This is a genomic window from Clostridium sp. JNZ J1-5 (assembly GCF_053901425.1).
This window is the reverse complement of the sequence record NZ_CM132773.1, coordinates 1,250,329-1,269,220: the sequence shown is the minus strand read 5'-3', so window position 1 is coordinate 1,269,220 and position 18,892 is coordinate 1,250,329. Positions and strand designations below refer to the sequence as shown.

Below are 18,892 nucleotides of genomic sequence, written 5' to 3'. Positions count from 1 at the left end.
TTAAAGATTGTGTAAAGATCGTAAACTTAATAGGGTTATGGGAAGTATGAGTAACATATAATATGTTACAAGATAATAATACTACATTAAAGAGTAAATGTTAATATATTAACTTACAAATGTTAGAGAATTAAACAATGAATGCTAGTAAATTAAATTATATATATTTTTTATCTATGTTAATTAAAGCGTTATAATTTGCGTGAATTTTTTTTAATTCTTCATTTATTTTATCTTCAAGAATAGGTCCATCTTTATCTATATTAAAATCTGAAGAGACAACTATGTCAAATATTAAGTTCTTAAATTCACCTTCTCCTACAACTCTAAAATCATGGAAAGAATCTACAGCAGGAATATCACCCAAAATTTTAGCTATTTCCTGTTTAGAAGTAATAATTTCTTTGTCATTGGTGTTAATTGGATCCATGTGTATAACTAAAATTATATTTAACTTATCTGATAATTCTCTTTCAGCTTTGTCTATTATTTCGTGAATTTGTATTATTGAAATATCACAAGGTACTTCTGCATGAAGTGACGCCATACGTCTTCCAGGACCATAGTTATGTACTATTATATCATGTACACCAGTTATATAATCATATTTTAAAACTTCATTTTTGATTTTTTCTACAAATTCAGGACTAGGAGCTTCACCTAGAATAGGATTTATAGTATCTCTAGTTAAAGAAAAGCCAGAATATAAAATAAATAATGAAACTAATATTCCTATATAGCCATCGATAGGAAATGTTACCCATTTTGAGATTAATAATGAAAGGGCAACAGTGCTAGAGGTTATTACATCACCAAGTGCATCTAAAGAAGAAGCTTGAAGTGCTGAAGAATCTATTTTCTTACCTATATACTTGTTAAATTTACTAAGCCAAACCTTTGTTAGAATTGATATTAAAATTAAAATAAAAGGAATTATTTCAAAGCTTATTTTTTGAGGATTTACTATTCTATTAAATGAGGATTTAGTAAATTCAAATCCAACTAACATTACCATAAAAGACACTATAAGCCCAGATATATATTCTATTCTTCCATGCCCAAAAGGATGTTCTTTATCGGCTGGTTTTGATGCAAGTTTAAATCCAGCTATGGTTATTACAGATGACAGAGCATCTGAAAGATTGTTAAAGGCATCTGCAGTAACTGCAATACTTTTCACAATAAGACCTACAGATAGCTTGACTAAAAATAGTATTACATTTACGATTATTCCTACAGTACCACCTAAATATCCATAGGAATCTCTTACTTTGCTATTATTTATATTCTCATAATCTTTTATAAAGTGAGATACTAAAAATTTAGATAACATATCATTTCCTCCGTAATTGTTTTAGAAAGTAATATAATACAATAGTTTCATTTATATATAATAGCATGTTTAAATAAAATGTTAAATTATTTTTAAATGTTTTGTATAATTTACTATAATAAGTAAAAGCTTATTTGAACATCATAGACTTATAATAGTATAAACAGCTTTCATAGGTTTTAAAAGTGTATTAATATAATTGATAAAATTCTTTAAATAAGTTAAGCTATATATTGTGGTAATATTTTCACTAATATGATTATGGTGTAAAAAAAGGAGGAGTATGTGTGAAGAATAAAAAAATTATTTCTATAGTTTTAACAGCGGGGATGTTATTAGGTGGAATAGGTGTACAACCAATAAAAGCCATGGCTGCAACTGGAGAAAGTGTACAAGCAGAAACTAAAGTAAATGACCAAGAATTAAAAACAAAAGCTTATGAATTACTAAAGCAAATCAGAGTTAATCCAAATGAAAAGGATATTAAAGAGGCTAGAAAAATATTAACCAATATATCAGACCAAACATATAAATCAGGTTATTCATATCTATTAGGATTGTACATAGATAGAAATATTGATAAGAATATTTCACCTATGGATGAATTACTTAAAGCTTATGGAATGAACCAAAATATAACTTCAGCTGAGCAACAAATGCAATTTGACATAAACTTAAAAGGTGAAAATTTATCAGAAGATGAAAAGGCTATGTTAGCTCAAATACTTCCAATAATAAACACTTTTAAAATGGGAATAGATGCTAAATCAAAAACTAGTGATGAAAATAAAAAGGCTCAAGTAGAAGGAAATATTAAGATAAGCATTAATGGAATGCCAATAGAGATGAAAACTTGGGCAGATGTAGATGCTACTGCAAAAGTTCCAAAGGTAAAATATGTAGTAGAAATTCCTGAAGCAGCAAAAGCGTTTATGCCAGATGGATTTAAAGATAAAAAATATTTTGTATATGATCTTGAAAAAATATTAGCTGAAGCAGGTGACATACAAGGACAAATGCCAAACTTTGGTGCTATAATGAATGATGCAGAAGTATTTGGTAAAAAGTTCATGGCTGCTACTGAAGATTTCATGAAACTAGCTGATGCAAAATATGATATAGTTTCAAGAGGAGATCTAACTAAGATAGATCCAAGCAAGGCTAAAGATTTATCTAAACTATATAAGGTAGAATTAACTAATGATAAATTAATCCAAATAATTAAAGATGCATTACAAGATGAAAAAATGATGAAAATGATCAAAGATTATGTAAATTCTACAATGGAAATGGATCCAAGTACAAAAGGTCAAAAGATTGATGATAAAGAGTTTAAAGAAGGATTAAATGAAGTAGTAAAAGCATTAGATAAGATGAAAGATGGATTAAAATTTGACTTAGTATACGAATGTGGAGTTAACAAAGAAGGATATATTTCTTATGAAAAAGGAAGTATTAAAGTTACTGTCAACACAGCTAAGTTAGAAGAATTAATGGGACAAGTGCCAGGTCAATTACCAGGAGTTGAAGCTAACGGAAAGTCTAATTCAACATATACATTAACTATGAATTTTGATTCAAATTCTACTAATATAAATAAAGACATAAAAATGAGTCCTATGCCAGAAGTTAACGAAAAAAATTCTGTGGATTTTATGCAATTAATGGAATTAGCTGGTGGAATGCAAGGTGTTAACGTTAAATAATATATTATTTAATGAAAAACATATTAAATAATACAAAGTCTATTAAATAAAATATCAATATAAAAGTGTACATTCAAATGTACACTTTTATATTTTGTATTATATTTAGTAAATATTAATAGACGTTCATTATGTTAAATTTAGTTATAATATATATTTATGTGATAAAATAATCTATTTTTGGTATACTTAACTTATAATATAACCATTTAATAATACTGGAGGTATCTTTATGACAAAAGAAATAAAGTTTGCTGATGAGTTAATTGACTTTATATATGATAGTCCTACAGCTTTTCATGCTGTTAAAAATGTAAAAGAAATGTTAGATAAGGAAGGTTTTAAGGAATTAAAAGAGGAAGATAAGTGGAAGCTTGAAAAAGGATCAAAATACTATACTACTAAAAATAATTCTGCAATAGTAGCTTTTGTAGTAGGAAAAGGCAAGGTATATGAACATGGTTTTAAAATAATAGGAGCACATACTGATTCTCCAAGCTTCAGAATAAAGCCTAATCCAGAAATAATTTCAGAAAACACATATATTAAATTGAATACTGAAGTATACGGCGGACCTATACTAAATACTTGGCTTGATAGACCATTAGCCATAGCCGGAAGAGTAATATTAAAAGGAGAGAGTATATTATATCCGGATACAAAACTTATTAACATTAAAAAACCAATAATGATAATTCCAAATCTTGCAATTCATATGAATAGAGGAGTAAATGAAGGAATAGAACTTAATAAACAAGTAGATATGATTCCTATGTTGGGATTAATAAATGAACAATTTGAAAAAGATAATTATCTTTTGAAAATCTTAGCAAAAGAATTAGAAATAGATTATAAAAACATTTTAGATTTTGATTTATTTCTTTATGAATATGATAAAGGAAGTATAATAGGCATAGAAGATGAATTTATATCCTCAGGAAGATTGGATGATTTAGAGGCAGTTCACTCAGGAGTTACTGCTATAATTAAGTCAGAGGTTTCAAAGGCTATAAATGTTTTAGTATGTTTTGATAATGAAGAAGTTGGAAGTTCTACAAAGCAAGGAGCAGACTCAGAGATGCTTTCAAATATTTTAGAAAGAATAGTATTATCTTTAGACGGAGATAGAGAAGATTTCCTTAGAGCACTTTCAAAATCTTTCATAATATCAGCGGATGCAGCTCATGCTGTTCATCCTAATAAAGGAGAGAAAAGTGATCCTACAAATAGGCCTGTTATAAACAAAGGGCCTGTTATAAAAATTGCAGCTAATCAAAGTTATACTTCAGATGGTGACTCAATTTCTGTATTCAAGGGGTTATGTCAAAAGGCAGGAGTTCCAGTACAAAAGTTTGTAAATCGTTCAGATCAAAGAGGAGGCTCTACTATAGGACCTATTTCATCAACTCATTTAAACATACGTTCAGTTGATATAGGAACTCCAATGTTGGCAATGCATTCAGTAAGAGAACTTTGTGGAGTTATGGATCATTATTATGTAACAAAGGCATTTGAAGAATTTTATAATATCTAACATTAAAAGAAAGTTGCGACGCAACTTTCTTTTAAGTTAATAGTTAAGGATAACAGATGTTTAGCTTTTCTAAAGCAATTACCCATAGGGCAACTATATTTAACAACTTAAATAAAATTAAAATTTTTCGTAGCAAGGCGGAGAAAAATATCCATCATTATTCACTTTTAACTATTAGTTATTCACTAAAAAGTTGCGCCGCAACTTCCTTAAAGCATGAATCAAAATGGAAAAATAAAGATTGTTAATAAGAGGTTATATAGTATACTAGAGATATCAACTACATATAAAGGGGAGATAGTGCATATGAAAATTGAAAAGATAGCAGTATTAGGTACTGGAACTATGGGACCTAGTATGGCAATATTGTCTGCTCAAGCAGGATTTGATGTAATTATGTATGGTAGATCTGATGAAAGTTTAGAAAGAGGCTTTAATAATATAAAGGACAGTTTAAATCGTTTAAAGCTTGGAGGACAGATAGCAGAAGGAAAATGTGAAGAAATTTTAGGCAAAGTAAGAGGAGTAAAGACTATTGAAGATGCTGCTAAAGAAGCTGATTTTGTACTAGAATGTTTAGCAGAAGAATTAAAGCTTAAGCAAGATGTTTTTGAAAAATTAGATAAAGTTTGTCCTTCAGAGGTAATATTAGCAACCATTACTTCAGGACTTAGTCCAACAGAAATATCTAAAAATATGAAGCATCCAGAAAGAATAGTAGTTGCACAGGTTTGGAATCCAGCTCATTTAGTACCATTAATAGAAGTAATACCTGGAGAGAGAACCTCTAAAGAAACTATGGATAGAACTATAGAATGGGTTGAATCAATAGGTAAGAAACCAGTATCCATGAAAAAGGAATGCCCAGGGTTCATAGGAAATCGTCTTCAATTTGCATTACTTAGGGAAGCGTTATATATAGTTGAGCAAGGATGGGCAACTGCAGAAGAAGTAGATAAAGCAATGGAATATGGACTTGGAAGAAGACTTCCTGCTACAGGGCCATTAATCAGTGCTGATTTAGGAGGACTTGATGTATTTAGCCATATATCAGAATATCTATTTAAAGATCTTTGTAATTCAACTGAACTTCCAAAATTGTTAAAAAGCAAAGTTGAAGCTGGTAAACTTGGAGTAAAAACTGGAGAAGGTTTTTATAAGTGGACACCAGACTTCTTAGAAAAAAAACAAAGAGAGCGCCAAGAAGTACTAACATATTTATTGGAAAAGGATAGTGAAGAAAAATAATTTATTATATTTAATATTTTGAAAGTCATGTTATACAATTAATGTATAATGTGACTTTTTTATTTGCCGCTTGTAGCATTTAAGATTAATTTTGATTAATGGAAGAAGATTTTAATACTAATATAAACTATGTAGTTTAGGTAATAATAAAAATATAAAAATTAGATTTATCAGTATATAAAATAATAAATACTCATAAATTTCAGTGGAGGATATAGTGTTGAAAGTATTTAACAGGGAAGCATTTCAAGGGAATTTAGCTAAGCGTCATTATTTTGAAGGATGGTATTTTAAACATGTATCATTTGACTTAGAAAATGTATATTCATTTATTCCTGGAGTTTCACTATCAAAGGAAAATCCACATGCTTTTATTCAGATAATAAACGGTACTACATGCAAAACACAGTATATCCAGTATAAGCTGGAGGAGTTTTATGCCAGCAAAAAGGACTTATATGTGAAGATTGGAAAATCAATATTTACTGATAGTGGTATAAAATTGAATATTGATAGTGATAATATGCAAATTAAAGGTGACGTAGAATACACGGGAATTGTAAGATATCCTAAGACCATAATATCTCCAGGAATAATGGGATGGTATTTCTATGTTCCTCATATGGAATGTAATCACGGTATAGTTTCTATAAATCATAATTTAATAGGAAGTCTCAATATAAATGGAAATAGAATTGATTTTACAAATGGAAAGGGCTATATAGAAAAGGATTGGGGAACCTCTTTCCCTAGTGAATGGATTTGGATACATTCTAATAATTTTACAAAATCAAATGCTTCTTTGATGATATCAATAGCAAATATTCCTTGGCTAAAAAATTATTTTATAGGATTCATATCATTCATATATTTAAATGGTAAAGTATATAAATTTGCTACTTATAATAAGTCTAAAATTACAAAATTGTGTAAAAATGAGGATGGTATTACTGTAATTATAGAAAATAAAGATTATAAAATGGACGTAAGAGTTATAATGAAAAAATTAGGAGAATTGCTTGCACCAGTTAAAGGAGATATGTCTAGAAGAATAAAAGAAAGCATTGATTCTGAGGTATTTTTAAAATTATATGATCGATATGGAAATTTAATATATGAAGATACTGGAAGAAGAGCAGGATTTGAAGTTATTGAAAAAATATTTGAACACTTTTAGTGGGATATAATATATATTTTAGTAAGATTCTAAGTGGTTCATCAAAAAGAGTAAGCGATTCATAGCAAATCATAGATTTGATGTGAATCGCTTATGAAAATTATTTTAGATATTATAGGTCATCAACAATCTTTCTTAAAACATAACCTAAGATATTAATAAATTTTTAATTTTATTGTATGCATATTCAACTGATGACTCTAAATTATTGTTATTTTTACCTCCGCCTTGTGCAGAAAAGTTGCTGCCTCCACCTTTTCCATCAATTAAGGTTATTGCATCCTTTAAAAGAGAGTTCATACTAACAATTTTTAATTCTTTTGAGCACATAAAAATAAGTTGTGCTTTATCATTAGATTTTACTCCAAATAATGCTATAACATTGGGAAATGATACTAACTTAGATGCTAAAAGATTAATATATTTTAAATCCACATTATCATAGATAGACTTAATAATTTTTATATTTTGTATACTTTCACAGGAATCTAGAATTTCTTTTATTTCATAGTTGGCAACTTCTGATTTTAATGCTGCTTTTTCAGAAAGAGCTTTATTAAGTTCACCAGAAAGTCTTTCAACTTCAGATATTAAACTATTTTCATTACAGGATAAAATGGTTGACATTTTTTGTATTGAATCATGTTTTAAGGTATAATCAGAAACTGCTCTTGATCCACATAGAAATTCAATTCTTGTACCATTTTTGTATTTTTCATACTTAGAAATTTTAATAATTTGAACCTCAATTGTTGAATTTGGATGGGTTCCACAACATGCATTTATATCAATATCCCCGATTTTTACCACTCTAATCTGATCATTAACTTTCGGCGATATTTTTCTAAGAGGTAATTTTTTTAATTCGGAATTAGTTGGGTATAATATTTCTACACTGACATTATCAAAAATTATTTTATTAGCCATTTTTTCGGCAGCTCTAATTTCATCATTTGCTAAAAGTTTATCTATGTCAATAGTTGAAAAGTTCTTTCCAAGGTGAAAACCTATGGTGTTTGCATTAAATAATTTGAATAAACAAGCAGAAAGTATATGCTGCCCATGATGTTGCTGCATGTGATCATATCTTTTTTCCCAATCTATAGTGCATTTAACTCTGTGAATTTTTAAAGGCTTTACATCCATTACATGATATATCTTACTATCTTCCTCTAATACGTAGGTTACGGGTATGGAATTTATATACCCTGTATCACTTGGCTGACCTCCACCTTCGGGATAAAAATAAGTCTTATCTAGCTCAACATAATATTTATTATTTTTTTCAATTACATTTATTATTTCAGCAGTAAATTCTTTAGTGTATGGATTTTCGTAATAAAGCTTTTCCAAAGTCGAACAACTCCTCCTATTGTGTTGTTACAAAAATACTTTTATTTGATTATAAGCATTTTTGTATATTTTACATTTTAACATAAAAATTCTAAAGTTTATTAAAAAAGACTCTTAAATATTTACAATTAGAAATTTAATTGATAAGGTAAAAGTAATTAATTTAAGTCATAGCCATATAAAAGATTTTAAGGAGAGATTTTTATGAAATATAATAACTTTGCAGTACTATTTGATATGGATGGAACATTATTTCAAACTGAAAAAATCGTTGCGCCAGCTTTAGATAAAACTTACGATCATTTGAGGAAAATAGGCAAGTGGGAAGGAGAGACTCCAGTGGAGAAATGTTTAAGTGTACTAGGGTCAACACTTCCTGAAATTTGGAAAACGCTATTACCAGAAGAATCGGAAGATATTAGAAAAGAGGCAGATAAGTTATTCTTGAAAAATTTAATTATAGAGATTAAGGGGGGAAGGGGCCAGTTATATGAAGGAGTAATAGAAACTCTAAAAGAAATTAGTGAGATGGGAATTCAAATATTTATTGCTAGTAATGGGTTAGAGGAATATATAGATGCAGTTTCCAAATATTATCAACTAAAAAGATTTGTAACTGATTTCTATAGCTCTGGAAAATTTAAATGTAGTTCTAAGATTCAACTTATTGAAATGCTTTTAAAAAATTACAATATACAGAATGCAATTATGGTAGGAGATAGAAAATCAGATATTGAAGCTGCTGTTGAAAATAATATTTGGTCAATAGGATGTAATTTTGGATTTGCTAGTTCTGATGAGTTGAAAGATGCAAACTATATAGTTAACAAATTTAATGAAATTATACCTATAGTGAAATCAATACATAAAAATAGAATATGAAGACAAAATATGTGTTATAATGAACAAAAATTCTTGTGAATTATGATAACAAATGATAATATGTAAATATTAAATATATTATTTTACAATTAAATAGCAGAGCTTTTAAATAAGCACGTGAGGGAGTAATTAGCACAGTTGAAATGTGTGGTAACGTCAACATAATGACTATATAAGTCTGGCTTGCCTTAAATAATGAGACTCATGTGTAACACTTTGTGTTACGCATGGTCTTTTTTTATTTACATAATTTAGAAGGAGGATATTTAAGGATGAATTTTATGACAATAGTTCTAATTGCTGTTGGTCTGTCAATGGATGCTTTTGCTGTATCTATAACTAATGGGATTATGTTAGAGAAACTAAGATTAAAGGAACCATTAAAGATAGGGGGAACTTTTGGTGTTTTTCAAGGGGTAATGCCTTTAATTGGCTGGCTAATAGGAAGTAAATTTCAAGGCTATATATCTGAGCTAGATCACTGGATAGCCTTTTTACTGCTTGGATTTATAGGAGGTAAGATGATTTATGAGTCTATAAAATCAAAGGATGAGGCGTATGCTTGCAGAGATGGTAGATGTGATGTTTTAAATAATAAAACTTTAATTTTACTTGCTGTTGCAACTAGTATAGATGCACTAGTAGTTGGAGTTAGCCTTGCACTTCTTAATATATCAATAATAAAATCAGCAGTAATTATTGGAATAATTACATTCGTTATATGCTTCATAGGTGTAATTGTTGGTAAAAAATTCGGATATGTACTGAAAAATCATGCTGAAATAATTGGTGGAATTATACTAATATTAATTGGATTAAAGATTTTGAATGAACATATAAATATAATGCCTGTGATGCAGCTTGGAAAAAATTTATTTAACTAAAATAAAGAAATATAAAAAAGGCAAAGAAAAGAATCATATTAAAGATAAGATGTGCATCTTTAGTTGTTTTTGTTGTGGCAGTGTTTACCGATTTACAAATATTTATTAAAATAGATGATAGAACATATTTTGAAGATAACCGAAATGAGGAGTACAAAAATATGTATAAAAATATTAAAGATAAAGAAGAAAGGTTGAAAAGGAGATACTAGAGATGAAACTTCATGCATTTAGGCTCTATCCAGGGGAAGATTTAAAAAAGAAAATAGAAGATTATTCTAGAGAAAAAGAGATTAAAGCTGCCGCAATCATAACTTGTGTGGGCAGTCTTACATCTGCACACTTAAGGCTTGCAGATGAAAATATAAAAAAGAAGTATGAAGAAAAGTTTGAAATTGTATCTTTAGTTGGAACTATTTCTGAGGATGGATGCCATCTTCATATATCCATTGCAGATTCTAATGGCAAAGTTATAGGTGGACATTTATTAGAGGGATGTATAATTTATACTACTGCTGAAGTAATTATAGGAGAAATAGAAGAGTTTGTTTTTGTACGTGAATATGATGATAAAACAGGTTTTGATGAATTAAAAGTAAAGGAGCCATATTTTAAGAAGCTATAGATTATAGTATAATGTTCAAATAAATTTGAAATAAATCTATAATTAATAGATATTCTGTTTATAATAACTAAGGGGGAAGTGCTATGAAGTACATTAACACAAAATTAGATAGTTTTAAGTTGAGGTTTGCTATAGAAGAAGATATTCCTTTAATTCTTAAATTTATAAAAGAATTAGCGGAATATGAAAAAATGTTAGATGAAGTAGAGGCTACAGAAGAAATTTTGAAAGATTCACTATTTAATCGTAAAGCAGCTGAAGTTGTAATTGGAGAATATGAAAATGAACCTGTGAGTTTTACGCTATATTTTCATAACTTTTCAACATTTCTAGGAAAACCGGGATTATATTTAGAGGATCTTTATGTAAAACCTGAAATGAGAGGAAAAGGTATTGGAAAGATAATGCTGTCTTTTTTAGCTAACTTAACTGTGGAAAGAAATTGTGGAAGATTTGAGTGGTCTTGTTTGGATTGGAATGAGCCATCAATTAAATTTTATAAACATGTAGGAGCAATTCCAATGGATGAATGGACTGTTTACAGATTATGTGATAATCCATTGCTTAATTTAGCAAAAGAATTTAATTCTCCATTAAAGCAGCTGTAATTTTCAACTTGATATATAAAGAGGCTTCTTTGCTTCAGATGGAGCTTTTTCTACAACTAAAGCAAAGAAGCCCTTATCTAGGTACGTAGCATCCGTTATATCCTACTTTAGAAGTGGGAGTATTACGGATGGTAGTCATCAGATAAATTGTAAATAGATATAAAAAGTAAATCCATATATTTTTTAGTATATGGATTTATTTTTTATATTTTTATTTTGTCATTCCAAAGATTGCTCCAGATAAGAAAGGAACTAACCAAATAAGCCATACAATAATGCTAAATTTATGGAAATTAGCTTTTGCTTTTTCGTTGTTTTTAATTAAAACAACTGTTGCCCATATGGCATGAAAAAGCATTAATAATATTGCTAGCAGTCCTGTTATTCCATGAAAATTAAGTTTAAAACCTTCATTAGCTATTTTACTCATAACTGTTGTTCCAGCGGTATCGAAAACTAGACCTATCCAAAATACTATTAGATGCCACTTCTTTAGTTCTCCTTGTCTTTTCTCGCTCCAAACACCTATTGTGTAGAATACCAAAGCTAAATTAATAAATATAACTGCATAAATTAACATACAATTTACTCCCCCTGTATGAATAGATTTTTATAAAAGCTTCTAATGAACGATGTTCATTAAAGTTCATTTTAAAATCATATCCTTTAGGATATGATTTATTTAAACAATTCTTTTAGAATTGTTTCAAAAGACGAATATTTGAAAAATGGCATTTGAATTATTGTAATAAAGTTTAGTACAATAAATTCTGCTGTTTCATTAGAACTTTGCTTTAAGTGAATTTCACTGTTAATCTTTGAGGACTCTTCTATTAATATGAATTCTACTTTTTCTACTAGTTGTTTCATATAGAAGAATTCTTTTTCTAAACCACTTTCTACAAAGTCTGGAGTGTCATAAAATTCTCGCTTAAGCCAAATTTCTTTAAAAGTTTTAATGAAGGCTTGAAGTTCATCAAAAAGTTTATTTAGTTTAATATAAAAGGGATCATCTGAACTTATTAACTTTTCAAGACTAAAAAAATATTCTTTCCAGTAATCTATCATCATTTCCATAACTAAATCCTTTTTTGTAGGATAATAATTATAAATAGTTCCAAGAGCTATATCACATTCCTTAGCAACATGTCTCATGCTTAATTTTGAGTAACCTTCGTTATATAATATTTCTTTAGATTTATTTAGTATAAGTTCCTTTGGATTTTCGATGACTCTAGCCAATTACAACACTCCTAAAATTTTCTTATGAACACTGTTCATTATAAAATATTTATATATTTTTGTCAACAGCTTTGTTTCGAATAAATGTGGATTTTTACATTTATTTAAAACTTTCTATTAGTAGATTAAAACATAGCCTAGATTTTTTGTTTTTACATATAATAATTGCAATAGAAAGCAAAATATAATGCTAGTCTCTATATATCTAATGGAGGAATGAAGATGATGAAACATAAATATATTTGTTTAATTTTTCTATGTTTATATATTTTTGTAGGGAGTACAAAAAATGCGTATGCTTACGGTATAAATGTATTAAACAATCAGGAGAATTTATCAAATTATAATATAACTATGAAAAGAGATCTATTATGTTTAATGATGGCTTATCCAGAACACATTGTGGCAATAGAAAAAAATTCAGAGGACTATGTATATATAATAACCAAATCCGGGAAAAAAATTATTTATGATGATAAGAAAAAAAAGAGTTTTCAAGATAAACTTCTTTATCCAGATTTGCAGGATATGATGGAACAAGTTTATCCCTTAGGAAGTATAAACAAGTTAATGGATGAAGAGTTCGATCCTGGGCGTGCTAGAGTGTACGCTTTATTAAAGGATGTTTATGGTGTTTCAAAAGAACAGGTTCAATCAAATCTTACAAGGGTAAAAGTTGGTTACAAGTATTGGGATTTTAATGGCGAGAATGGAGCTGCAGAGTCGCTAAAGCAAGTAATGAAGGAACTTATACCTATTGCTGAAAAAAGAAATGATGTATGCTCTTATATATTTCCAACTAGTGGAACTTTTAATTATAGATACATTGCTGGAACAAATCAATTAAGTGCTCATTCTTTTGGAACAGCTATTGACTTAAGAAGTGATAAAAGGGATTATTGGAAGTGGACTTCCAGAAAGGAAGGAGAAAGAAGAATGCTTTCTTATCCTAGGGAAATAATTGAGATTTTTGAAAAAAATAATTTTATTTGGGGAGGCAAATGGGGTCACTTTGATATTTTACATTTTGAATATAGGCCTGAGTTAATAATTAAAGCTAAATATTTTAGTAATCAGCTTTCACCAGACAAACCATGGTATTCAGGAATACCGTGTGAGGATGCTAAGACAAAAAGCTTTATACAAATAATTGAGGAAGAATTGAAATAACAATGTATATCCTATAGAATAAAAAAAGGGATGCATAGTAAGAAGTCGCCGCTTATTTTAGGAGGAAAATATATGAAACAAATTGGTGATATAAAGGGAACTGTTTTAATTACGGGGGCCTCTACTGGAATAGGATATGAGCTTACTAAGTTATTTGCTAAGGATAATTATAATCTTGTACTTGTAGCTAGAAACATAGAAAAACTTAATTCTATGGCTAATGAGTTTCAGGAGAAATATGGTGTACAAGTAAAAGCTATAGGAAAAGATTTAGCTCTACCAAATTCTTCTTACGAAATATTTAAGGAAATTACAGACTGCAATATAGATATTGACGTACTTGTAAATAACGCAGGCAGTGGAAGTTGTGGACTTTTTCATGAAATAGATTATGAAAAAGATATTGAAATGATTCAACTTAATGTAACTTCTTTGACCTGTTTAACTAAATTATTTGCAAGAAAAATGATAGAGAAAGGTAATGGAAAAATACTGAATGTAGCCTCTACAGGATCTTATCAGCCAGGACCATATATTGCTGTGTACTATGCAACAAAAGCTTATGTACTATCATTTTCCGAAGCTATTTACAATGAATTAAAGAATTACGGAATAGCTGTAACTACTATTTGTCCTGGTGCTACAAAGACTGAATTCTCAAAGAGAGCAGGAAAGATGGACATAAGGACAGCTATGGATCCTAAAGCTGTAGCAATGGCTGCATTTAATGGATTAAAGAAAAATAAAAGATTAATTATTCCTGGAACCACTAATAAAATAGCAATTATTGCATCTAAGTTGCTTCCGGGGAGTATACTAGCAAAAACAGTAGAAAAAATACAAAAAAGTCTTGTAGAAAGAAAAGTATAATATTATAAAAGGCTAATCCAAGTAAATGGATTAGCCACTATATTTAAAGCAAAGAATTAATTAACTAAATAAGTCAATTAACCTGCAACTATATCATTATTATATGGAGCATCATTAAATAATATAGGAGGCAGTATTTTGAAAGAAAAATTAGGAATATCTGTTTGTTCTATAATTTCTATAGCTTTAAAAGGATCACTTAATAAATCAACATTATTATCCATTAGAGTGTACTTTAAGCTATCTGAAAAATAGTTACAATAAGAAAAGTAATCTCTTCTTTCTTTAGAAAACTCTTTGTAGTTTTCCCCACAGGAACTTATTACCTCTCTACATAGGTAAAGATTGCAGGGATGGGGTCTTAAATTGAAATCTATGCTGCATCCTTCAATTGTTGCAAAAGGACACAATCTAAAAAAGAGTTTAGTATCAAAATCTCCCCAATCATAAACGTTTTCCTTCAAAAATTCTTCATGTTTTTCCTTATCAAATTCACCTATAACTTCTAAATGATATCTAGATATTTTTGTGTTTTTCATATTTAAAAGTTTGTATATATGATTCTTACTGCCTAAATTTATTATATTTTTTATATCTATTAGAGTGTACTTAGGGAAAGTACCAACAACATCCTCTATTTTTTACACTGGCATAAGAAATAGATTCTGTACACGAATTGCAGCTTCCGCAAAATGTACATCTAAATACTGGAACATTGTTATTGAATTCATATTCTAATTTGTCCATCGCATCACCTCATGGTTAAAATAAATTAATAAATCAATTATATTTTAACCATGTTAAATAGCAACTTGCAAAATATAGCGAAAATAAATGAAAGTATATAAAAATAATAAAGAATAAAAACTAATTTAGTTAGAAATCAAGATATAATTTAATTATATGCAATTTAAGAGTTTGCATTTTAACAATTTAATAATTAAGCACCATTTTTAAAGATAAAATTTATAAATTTAATAATTTCATATGCAATACCTGAAGCCACTAGCGGGCCAACAGGAACTCCTCCTAATAAAGCAACTCCCACAATTGAACCTATAACAACCCCTGCTAATGTATCGGTGTTGCCTTTTAAAAGATTAACACCTCTTGAGGCGAGTACTACTACAATTATTCCAGCAGTAAAAGAAATTATACCCTTAACACTTAATAAACTGTTTATAGTAATTGCAGAGGTATTATTCTGCTTAATTAATGGAACAAGCATCCATATCATTAAAAATATCATTCCAATATCCATAAAATATTTTTCAATAAAATTTATAGTTTTATAGTTATTGCTTAAGGATACCAAAAATATTAATAGGGAAGCAAAGGCTAAACTTTTATTTTTAGTAATAAGTGATAGTATAAATAAAATTACAAGAACCAATTTATATAACAAATTTAACACCCTAAAACTTACTTATAATATATAGTATTTTAAGTTTCATATTTTGTTAAAGTCATAAAAGCAAATTATGTTTTTAACATGTTTGCTTCAATCTGCATATTAATATTATAGGGCAAATATTTCTATTTTACAGGAGCTTAAAAGGAGGAGAATGGATGGAGGAAAAGGACAAGCAAGATTTAGATAGAGTAGTTAATCAAAATAAAAAAGCTTCTATAATGCTATTAGAAGTCGTTTACCTTATATTTATACTGCTAATTATTTTTAAGCCAGCAAATAAGATTAATTTTTATTTAGGTGAATTCATAGGTGTGTTTATAACTTGTTGTTTATATTTTGTGCTGCCTATTTGTTTAATTAACTTTATACAATCATTTGCTAAATACAAGAAGATTATATCAGACAAAGTACAAATAATTAGCGAAATGTTACTATTTTTAACAATATTACTTTTAACAGTTGTGTTTTTTATAATTGCTGTAATTCTGCTAATTTAATAAAAAAAGCCGTGAATGCACACGGCTTTTTTATTACCATTCATTTAAAAATCTATAGAGAGCAGGATATATGTTTAGTGAGCTCATTAAATCGTGATATTCATCCATAGCTTTATTATTTTCCTCTCTAACCTTTGTAGCTCTAATCATTAGATTTTTAGGAGTTTCAAGAGGGGATATATACTCAACTACGGATACATCATATCCTTTGGCTTCAAGCATTGTAGCACGCATACCATCAGTTAATATATCAGCTAGTCTAGCCTTTAGAACACCATGTTTTAGTATACTTTTAAAAGGTTCGTATGAATACTGATTTAAAAGCTCCCTATGGCAGCAAGGAACTGCAATAATTACATCAGCTTCTACTCTTATACCTAAGGCAAGAGCCATATCTGTTGCTGTATCGCATGCATGCAGTGATAAAACTACATTTATGTTTTTATTAGGAGTATAGTCCTTTATGTCAATTGCATGAAATTCCATGTTTCTGTATCCAAGATTGTTAGCCATTTTTTTTGAAGATTCAATTACAGACTCAGAGTAATCAAGACCTATAAAATGGCATTTGATTTTTTTTACCTCTGTTAAATAATAATTTAAAACAAATGAAAGATAAGATTTTCCACATCCACAATCTAATATATTTATTGTGCCTTTAGTTGGAAAGTTACTAAATATACCATCAAGAAGTTCTACATAATGATCTATTTGATTATATTTTCTTATTTTATCATTTTTTATCTTTCCATCCTTTGTCATTATGTTAATTTCTTTAAGGAGATTATCTGCACTACCAACTTTTATATAATAATCTCTATTTAGCAGAGTAGAAGTTTTACCTTCGACATGTTGGCTATTTATATTGCATAAAGTAGAAGAATCTGTTTTAGAATTGGTAGAATCTATATCTTTTACTTCGACATTTTTCATAGTAACATTTTTATTATCAGCTGAGATTAGAATATTTGTTCCTCTTTCGCTGTAAATAAACTCCAAAGAATCGTAATTCTCAGACTCTTCTATTATTTTATCTAAAATAATTTTAATATTTTCAACATGAGTTATTCCATTAAAATTATACTTAATTTTACCATTATCATAAGAACCATTACCGTTAAATGTTTTAAGGCCTGTTTTAAAGGTTACTGCTAAACCTTTGAATATAGAATTATTTTCTGAAAATCTATTGTCTATTCCCATAAAGAAAAGATTTAATTTATTTAAACTTTGCTTATTCATATGTAACTTTTCAAATCCTCCGTCTCACTTAATATTTGATAGGTATAGTATATCAGAATGTTATTATAAAGTTCAATTATGGATATAAAAATATAAAACCATATTAAGAAAGACTACTGGAAACACCAATAGTCTTAAAATTATTTTTTTTTATCTACCATTTGTTGTTCAACGGAAGCAATCATTCTTCTCATCATTTCTCCACCTACATTGCCTGCATTAGCCATTCTTCCAACTATTTTTGATGGAGTGTCTCCCATATATTCATGTTTATCAGTATATCCTTCAAGACCCATATCTTTAGCTACTTCCATTTTAAATTTTTCTAATCCTGAACTTGCTGAAGGTACAAGAGGTTTACGTGCCATAACTTTTCTCCTTTCGTAATATTAATTATTGTATAATTAGCTTTTGCAAAATATAAATTTGCATACTGTGAAATATATTGAAAATTTTTATAGAAGGTCTAAAATTATGTAACTAACAGTATAATGAATTCATATATTGATGAGTAGAAGATTTTTGTCAAATATGCATATATACAAGGAAATTCTGTGATTGTGTCTATAAATATCATGTGGGATAATAGATTCAATAAAACAGAATAAAGGAAGTAGTTGTTATGGAAGAATTAAGTGAATTTTTAGGATGGATTACAGCTGTAGCTTTTGGACTTGCTGTACTTAACTATTTCATTAAGTATGTGAATAGAAAATTTATAAATAATGTATCAAAAGAAAATCCTAGTTTAGCAAAAAATTATAGAATTATTATGAGATACTTTATAAGATATCATAGATTGTTTGGAATTATTGCAACTGTAGCTGTAAGTATACATTTTATTGTTATATATACAACTCAGGGTATTTTATCTTATACAGGTATTATAGCAGCAATAGCTATGATATTAGTATTTTCACTGGGGGTTTTCGGAACACGGATACAAAAGAAGGTCAATGGTGGTTGGGTAAAAATACATAGAGGAATTTCATTTATATTAATAATAGCAATTGTAGTACATTTAATTACCAAAATATAGAGTAACGAGTTTTTATAAAAATAGTTGCATAATTATAATTTTCATGTTAAACTATGAATAATTTAATT

20 protein-coding genes are annotated in these 18,892 nt (G+C 28.4%); 12 read left to right on the top strand and 8 right to left on the bottom strand.

The window, feature by feature from the left end; all coding sequences use genetic code 11:
- Positions 1-157: 157 nt before the first annotated feature.
- Positions 158-1,333, bottom strand: a complete 1,176-nt coding sequence (locus ACWW38_RS06010; protein WP_456259895.1) for a cation diffusion facilitator family transporter — start codon at positions 1,331-1,333, stop codon at positions 158-160.
- Positions 1,334-1,620: 287 nt separating this feature from the next.
- On the opposite strand from ACWW38_RS06010, the gene ACWW38_RS06005 reads away from it, so the two are divergent.
- The 4 genes from ACWW38_RS06005 to ACWW38_RS05990 all read left to right on the top strand — a co-directional run bounded on the left by ACWW38_RS06005 (position 1,621) and on the right by ACWW38_RS05990 (position 6,998).
- Positions 1,621-3,039 carry a hypothetical protein gene (locus ACWW38_RS06005; RefSeq protein WP_456259894.1) on the top strand — a complete coding sequence of 473 codons (1,419 nt, stop codon included), beginning with the start codon at positions 1,621-1,623 and terminating at the stop codon, positions 3,037-3,039.
- A gap of 232 nt (positions 3,040-3,271) precedes the next feature.
- On the top strand, positions 3,272-4,573 hold the full coding sequence (locus tag ACWW38_RS06000; RefSeq protein ID WP_456259893.1) for a M18 family aminopeptidase: 1,302 nt from the start codon (positions 3,272-3,274) through the stop codon (positions 4,571-4,573).
- A 306-nt stretch (positions 4,574-4,879) separates the two neighbouring features.
- A complete protein-coding gene (locus ACWW38_RS05995; protein WP_456259892.1) occupies positions 4,880-5,821 on the top strand; it encodes a 3-hydroxyacyl-CoA dehydrogenase family protein in 942 nt (313 codons plus the stop codon).
- Positions 5,822-6,041: 220 nt separating this feature from the next.
- Complete coding sequence (locus ACWW38_RS05990) at positions 6,042-6,998, top strand: tocopherol cyclase family protein (protein ID WP_456259891.1); 957 nt, start codon at positions 6,042-6,044, stop codon at positions 6,996-6,998.
- A gap of 147 nt (positions 6,999-7,145) precedes the next feature.
- On the opposite strand, the gene ACWW38_RS05985 is transcribed toward ACWW38_RS05990, so the two are convergent.
- Positions 7,146-8,351, bottom strand: coding sequence for an alanyl-tRNA editing protein (locus ACWW38_RS05985; protein WP_456259890.1), 1,206 nt, complete (start codon positions 8,349-8,351; stop codon positions 7,146-7,148).
- A 204-nt stretch (positions 8,352-8,555) separates the two neighbouring features.
- On the opposite strand from ACWW38_RS05985, the gene ACWW38_RS05980 reads away from it, so the two are divergent.
- The 4 genes from ACWW38_RS05980 (at position 8,556) to ACWW38_RS05965 (ending at position 11,350) form a co-directional block, all read left to right on the top strand.
- Positions 8,556-9,233: an HAD hydrolase-like protein gene (locus ACWW38_RS05980; RefSeq protein ID WP_456259889.1), complete on the top strand. Its 678-nt coding sequence runs from the start codon at positions 8,556-8,558 to the stop codon at positions 9,231-9,233.
- Positions 9,234-9,505: 272 nt separating this feature from the next.
- Positions 9,506-10,117, top strand: a complete 612-nt coding sequence (locus ACWW38_RS05975; RefSeq protein WP_456259888.1) for a manganese efflux pump MntP — start codon at positions 9,506-9,508, stop codon at positions 10,115-10,117.
- Between the two features lie 214 nt (positions 10,118-10,331).
- Entirely contained in the window at positions 10,332-10,742 is a 411-nt protein-coding gene (locus ACWW38_RS05970) for a PPC domain-containing DNA-binding protein (RefSeq protein WP_456259887.1), read from the top strand.
- Between the two features lie 83 nt (positions 10,743-10,825).
- On the top strand, positions 10,826-11,350 hold the full coding sequence (locus ACWW38_RS05965) for an N-acetyltransferase family protein (protein ID WP_456259886.1): 525 nt from the start codon (positions 10,826-10,828) through the stop codon (positions 11,348-11,350).
- A 211-nt stretch (positions 11,351-11,561) separates the two neighbouring features.
- On the opposite strand, the gene ACWW38_RS05960 is transcribed toward ACWW38_RS05965, so the two are convergent.
- Positions 11,562-11,930, bottom strand: a complete 369-nt coding sequence (locus ACWW38_RS05960; protein ID WP_456259885.1) for an HsmA family protein — start codon at positions 11,928-11,930, stop codon at positions 11,562-11,564.
- Between the two features lie 98 nt (positions 11,931-12,028).
- Positions 12,029-12,592: a TetR/AcrR family transcriptional regulator gene (locus ACWW38_RS05955; RefSeq protein WP_456259884.1), complete on the bottom strand. Its 564-nt coding sequence runs from the start codon at positions 12,590-12,592 to the stop codon at positions 12,029-12,031.
- Between the two features lie 225 nt (positions 12,593-12,817).
- Here ACWW38_RS05955 and ACWW38_RS05950 point away from each other — a divergent pair, with 225 nt between their 5' ends.
- Both ACWW38_RS05950 and ACWW38_RS05945 read left to right on the top strand, forming a co-directional pair.
- Positions 12,818-13,762, top strand: coding sequence for a M15 family metallopeptidase (locus ACWW38_RS05950; RefSeq protein WP_456260427.1), 945 nt, complete (start codon positions 12,818-12,820; stop codon positions 13,760-13,762).
- A 72-nt stretch (positions 13,763-13,834) separates the two neighbouring features.
- A complete protein-coding gene (locus ACWW38_RS05945; RefSeq protein WP_456259883.1) occupies positions 13,835-14,632 on the top strand; it encodes an SDR family NAD(P)-dependent oxidoreductase in 798 nt (265 codons plus the stop codon).
- Between the two features lie 77 nt (positions 14,633-14,709).
- Here the strand turns inward: ACWW38_RS05945 and ACWW38_RS05940 are convergent, their stop codons facing one another.
- Positions 14,710-15,171: a hypothetical protein gene (locus tag ACWW38_RS05940; protein ID WP_456259882.1), complete on the bottom strand. Its 462-nt coding sequence runs from the start codon at positions 15,169-15,171 to the stop codon at positions 14,710-14,712.
- Between the two features lie 401 nt (positions 15,172-15,572).
- Positions 15,573-16,046, bottom strand: coding sequence for a DUF441 domain-containing protein (locus ACWW38_RS05935; RefSeq protein WP_456259881.1), 474 nt, complete (start codon positions 16,044-16,046; stop codon positions 15,573-15,575).
- A 155-nt stretch (positions 16,047-16,201) separates the two neighbouring features.
- Between ACWW38_RS05935 and ACWW38_RS05930 the strand changes: the two genes are divergently transcribed.
- Positions 16,202-16,543, top strand: coding sequence for a hypothetical protein (locus ACWW38_RS05930; protein ID WP_456259880.1), 342 nt, complete (start codon positions 16,202-16,204; stop codon positions 16,541-16,543).
- 33 nt (positions 16,544-16,576) lie between these two features.
- Here ACWW38_RS05930 and ACWW38_RS05925 read toward each other — a convergent pair whose 3' ends face one another.
- Together ACWW38_RS05925 and ACWW38_RS05920 are read right to left on the bottom strand one after the other, a co-directional pair.
- On the bottom strand, positions 16,577-17,785 hold the full coding sequence (locus ACWW38_RS05925) for a class I SAM-dependent methyltransferase (RefSeq protein ID WP_456259879.1): 1,209 nt from the start codon (positions 17,783-17,785) through the stop codon (positions 16,577-16,579).
- Positions 17,786-17,925: 140 nt separating this feature from the next.
- Positions 17,926-18,153, bottom strand: coding sequence for a small, acid-soluble spore protein, alpha/beta type (locus tag ACWW38_RS05920; RefSeq protein ID WP_456259878.1), 228 nt, complete (start codon positions 18,151-18,153; stop codon positions 17,926-17,928).
- A gap of 254 nt (positions 18,154-18,407) precedes the next feature.
- Here ACWW38_RS05920 and ACWW38_RS05915 point away from each other — a divergent pair, with 254 nt between their 5' ends.
- Positions 18,408-18,824 (top strand): hypothetical protein, encoded by a 417-nt coding sequence (locus tag ACWW38_RS05915; RefSeq protein WP_456259877.1) that lies wholly within the window; start codon positions 18,408-18,410, stop codon positions 18,822-18,824.
- The last annotated feature ends 68 nt before the right edge of the window (positions 18,825-18,892 follow it).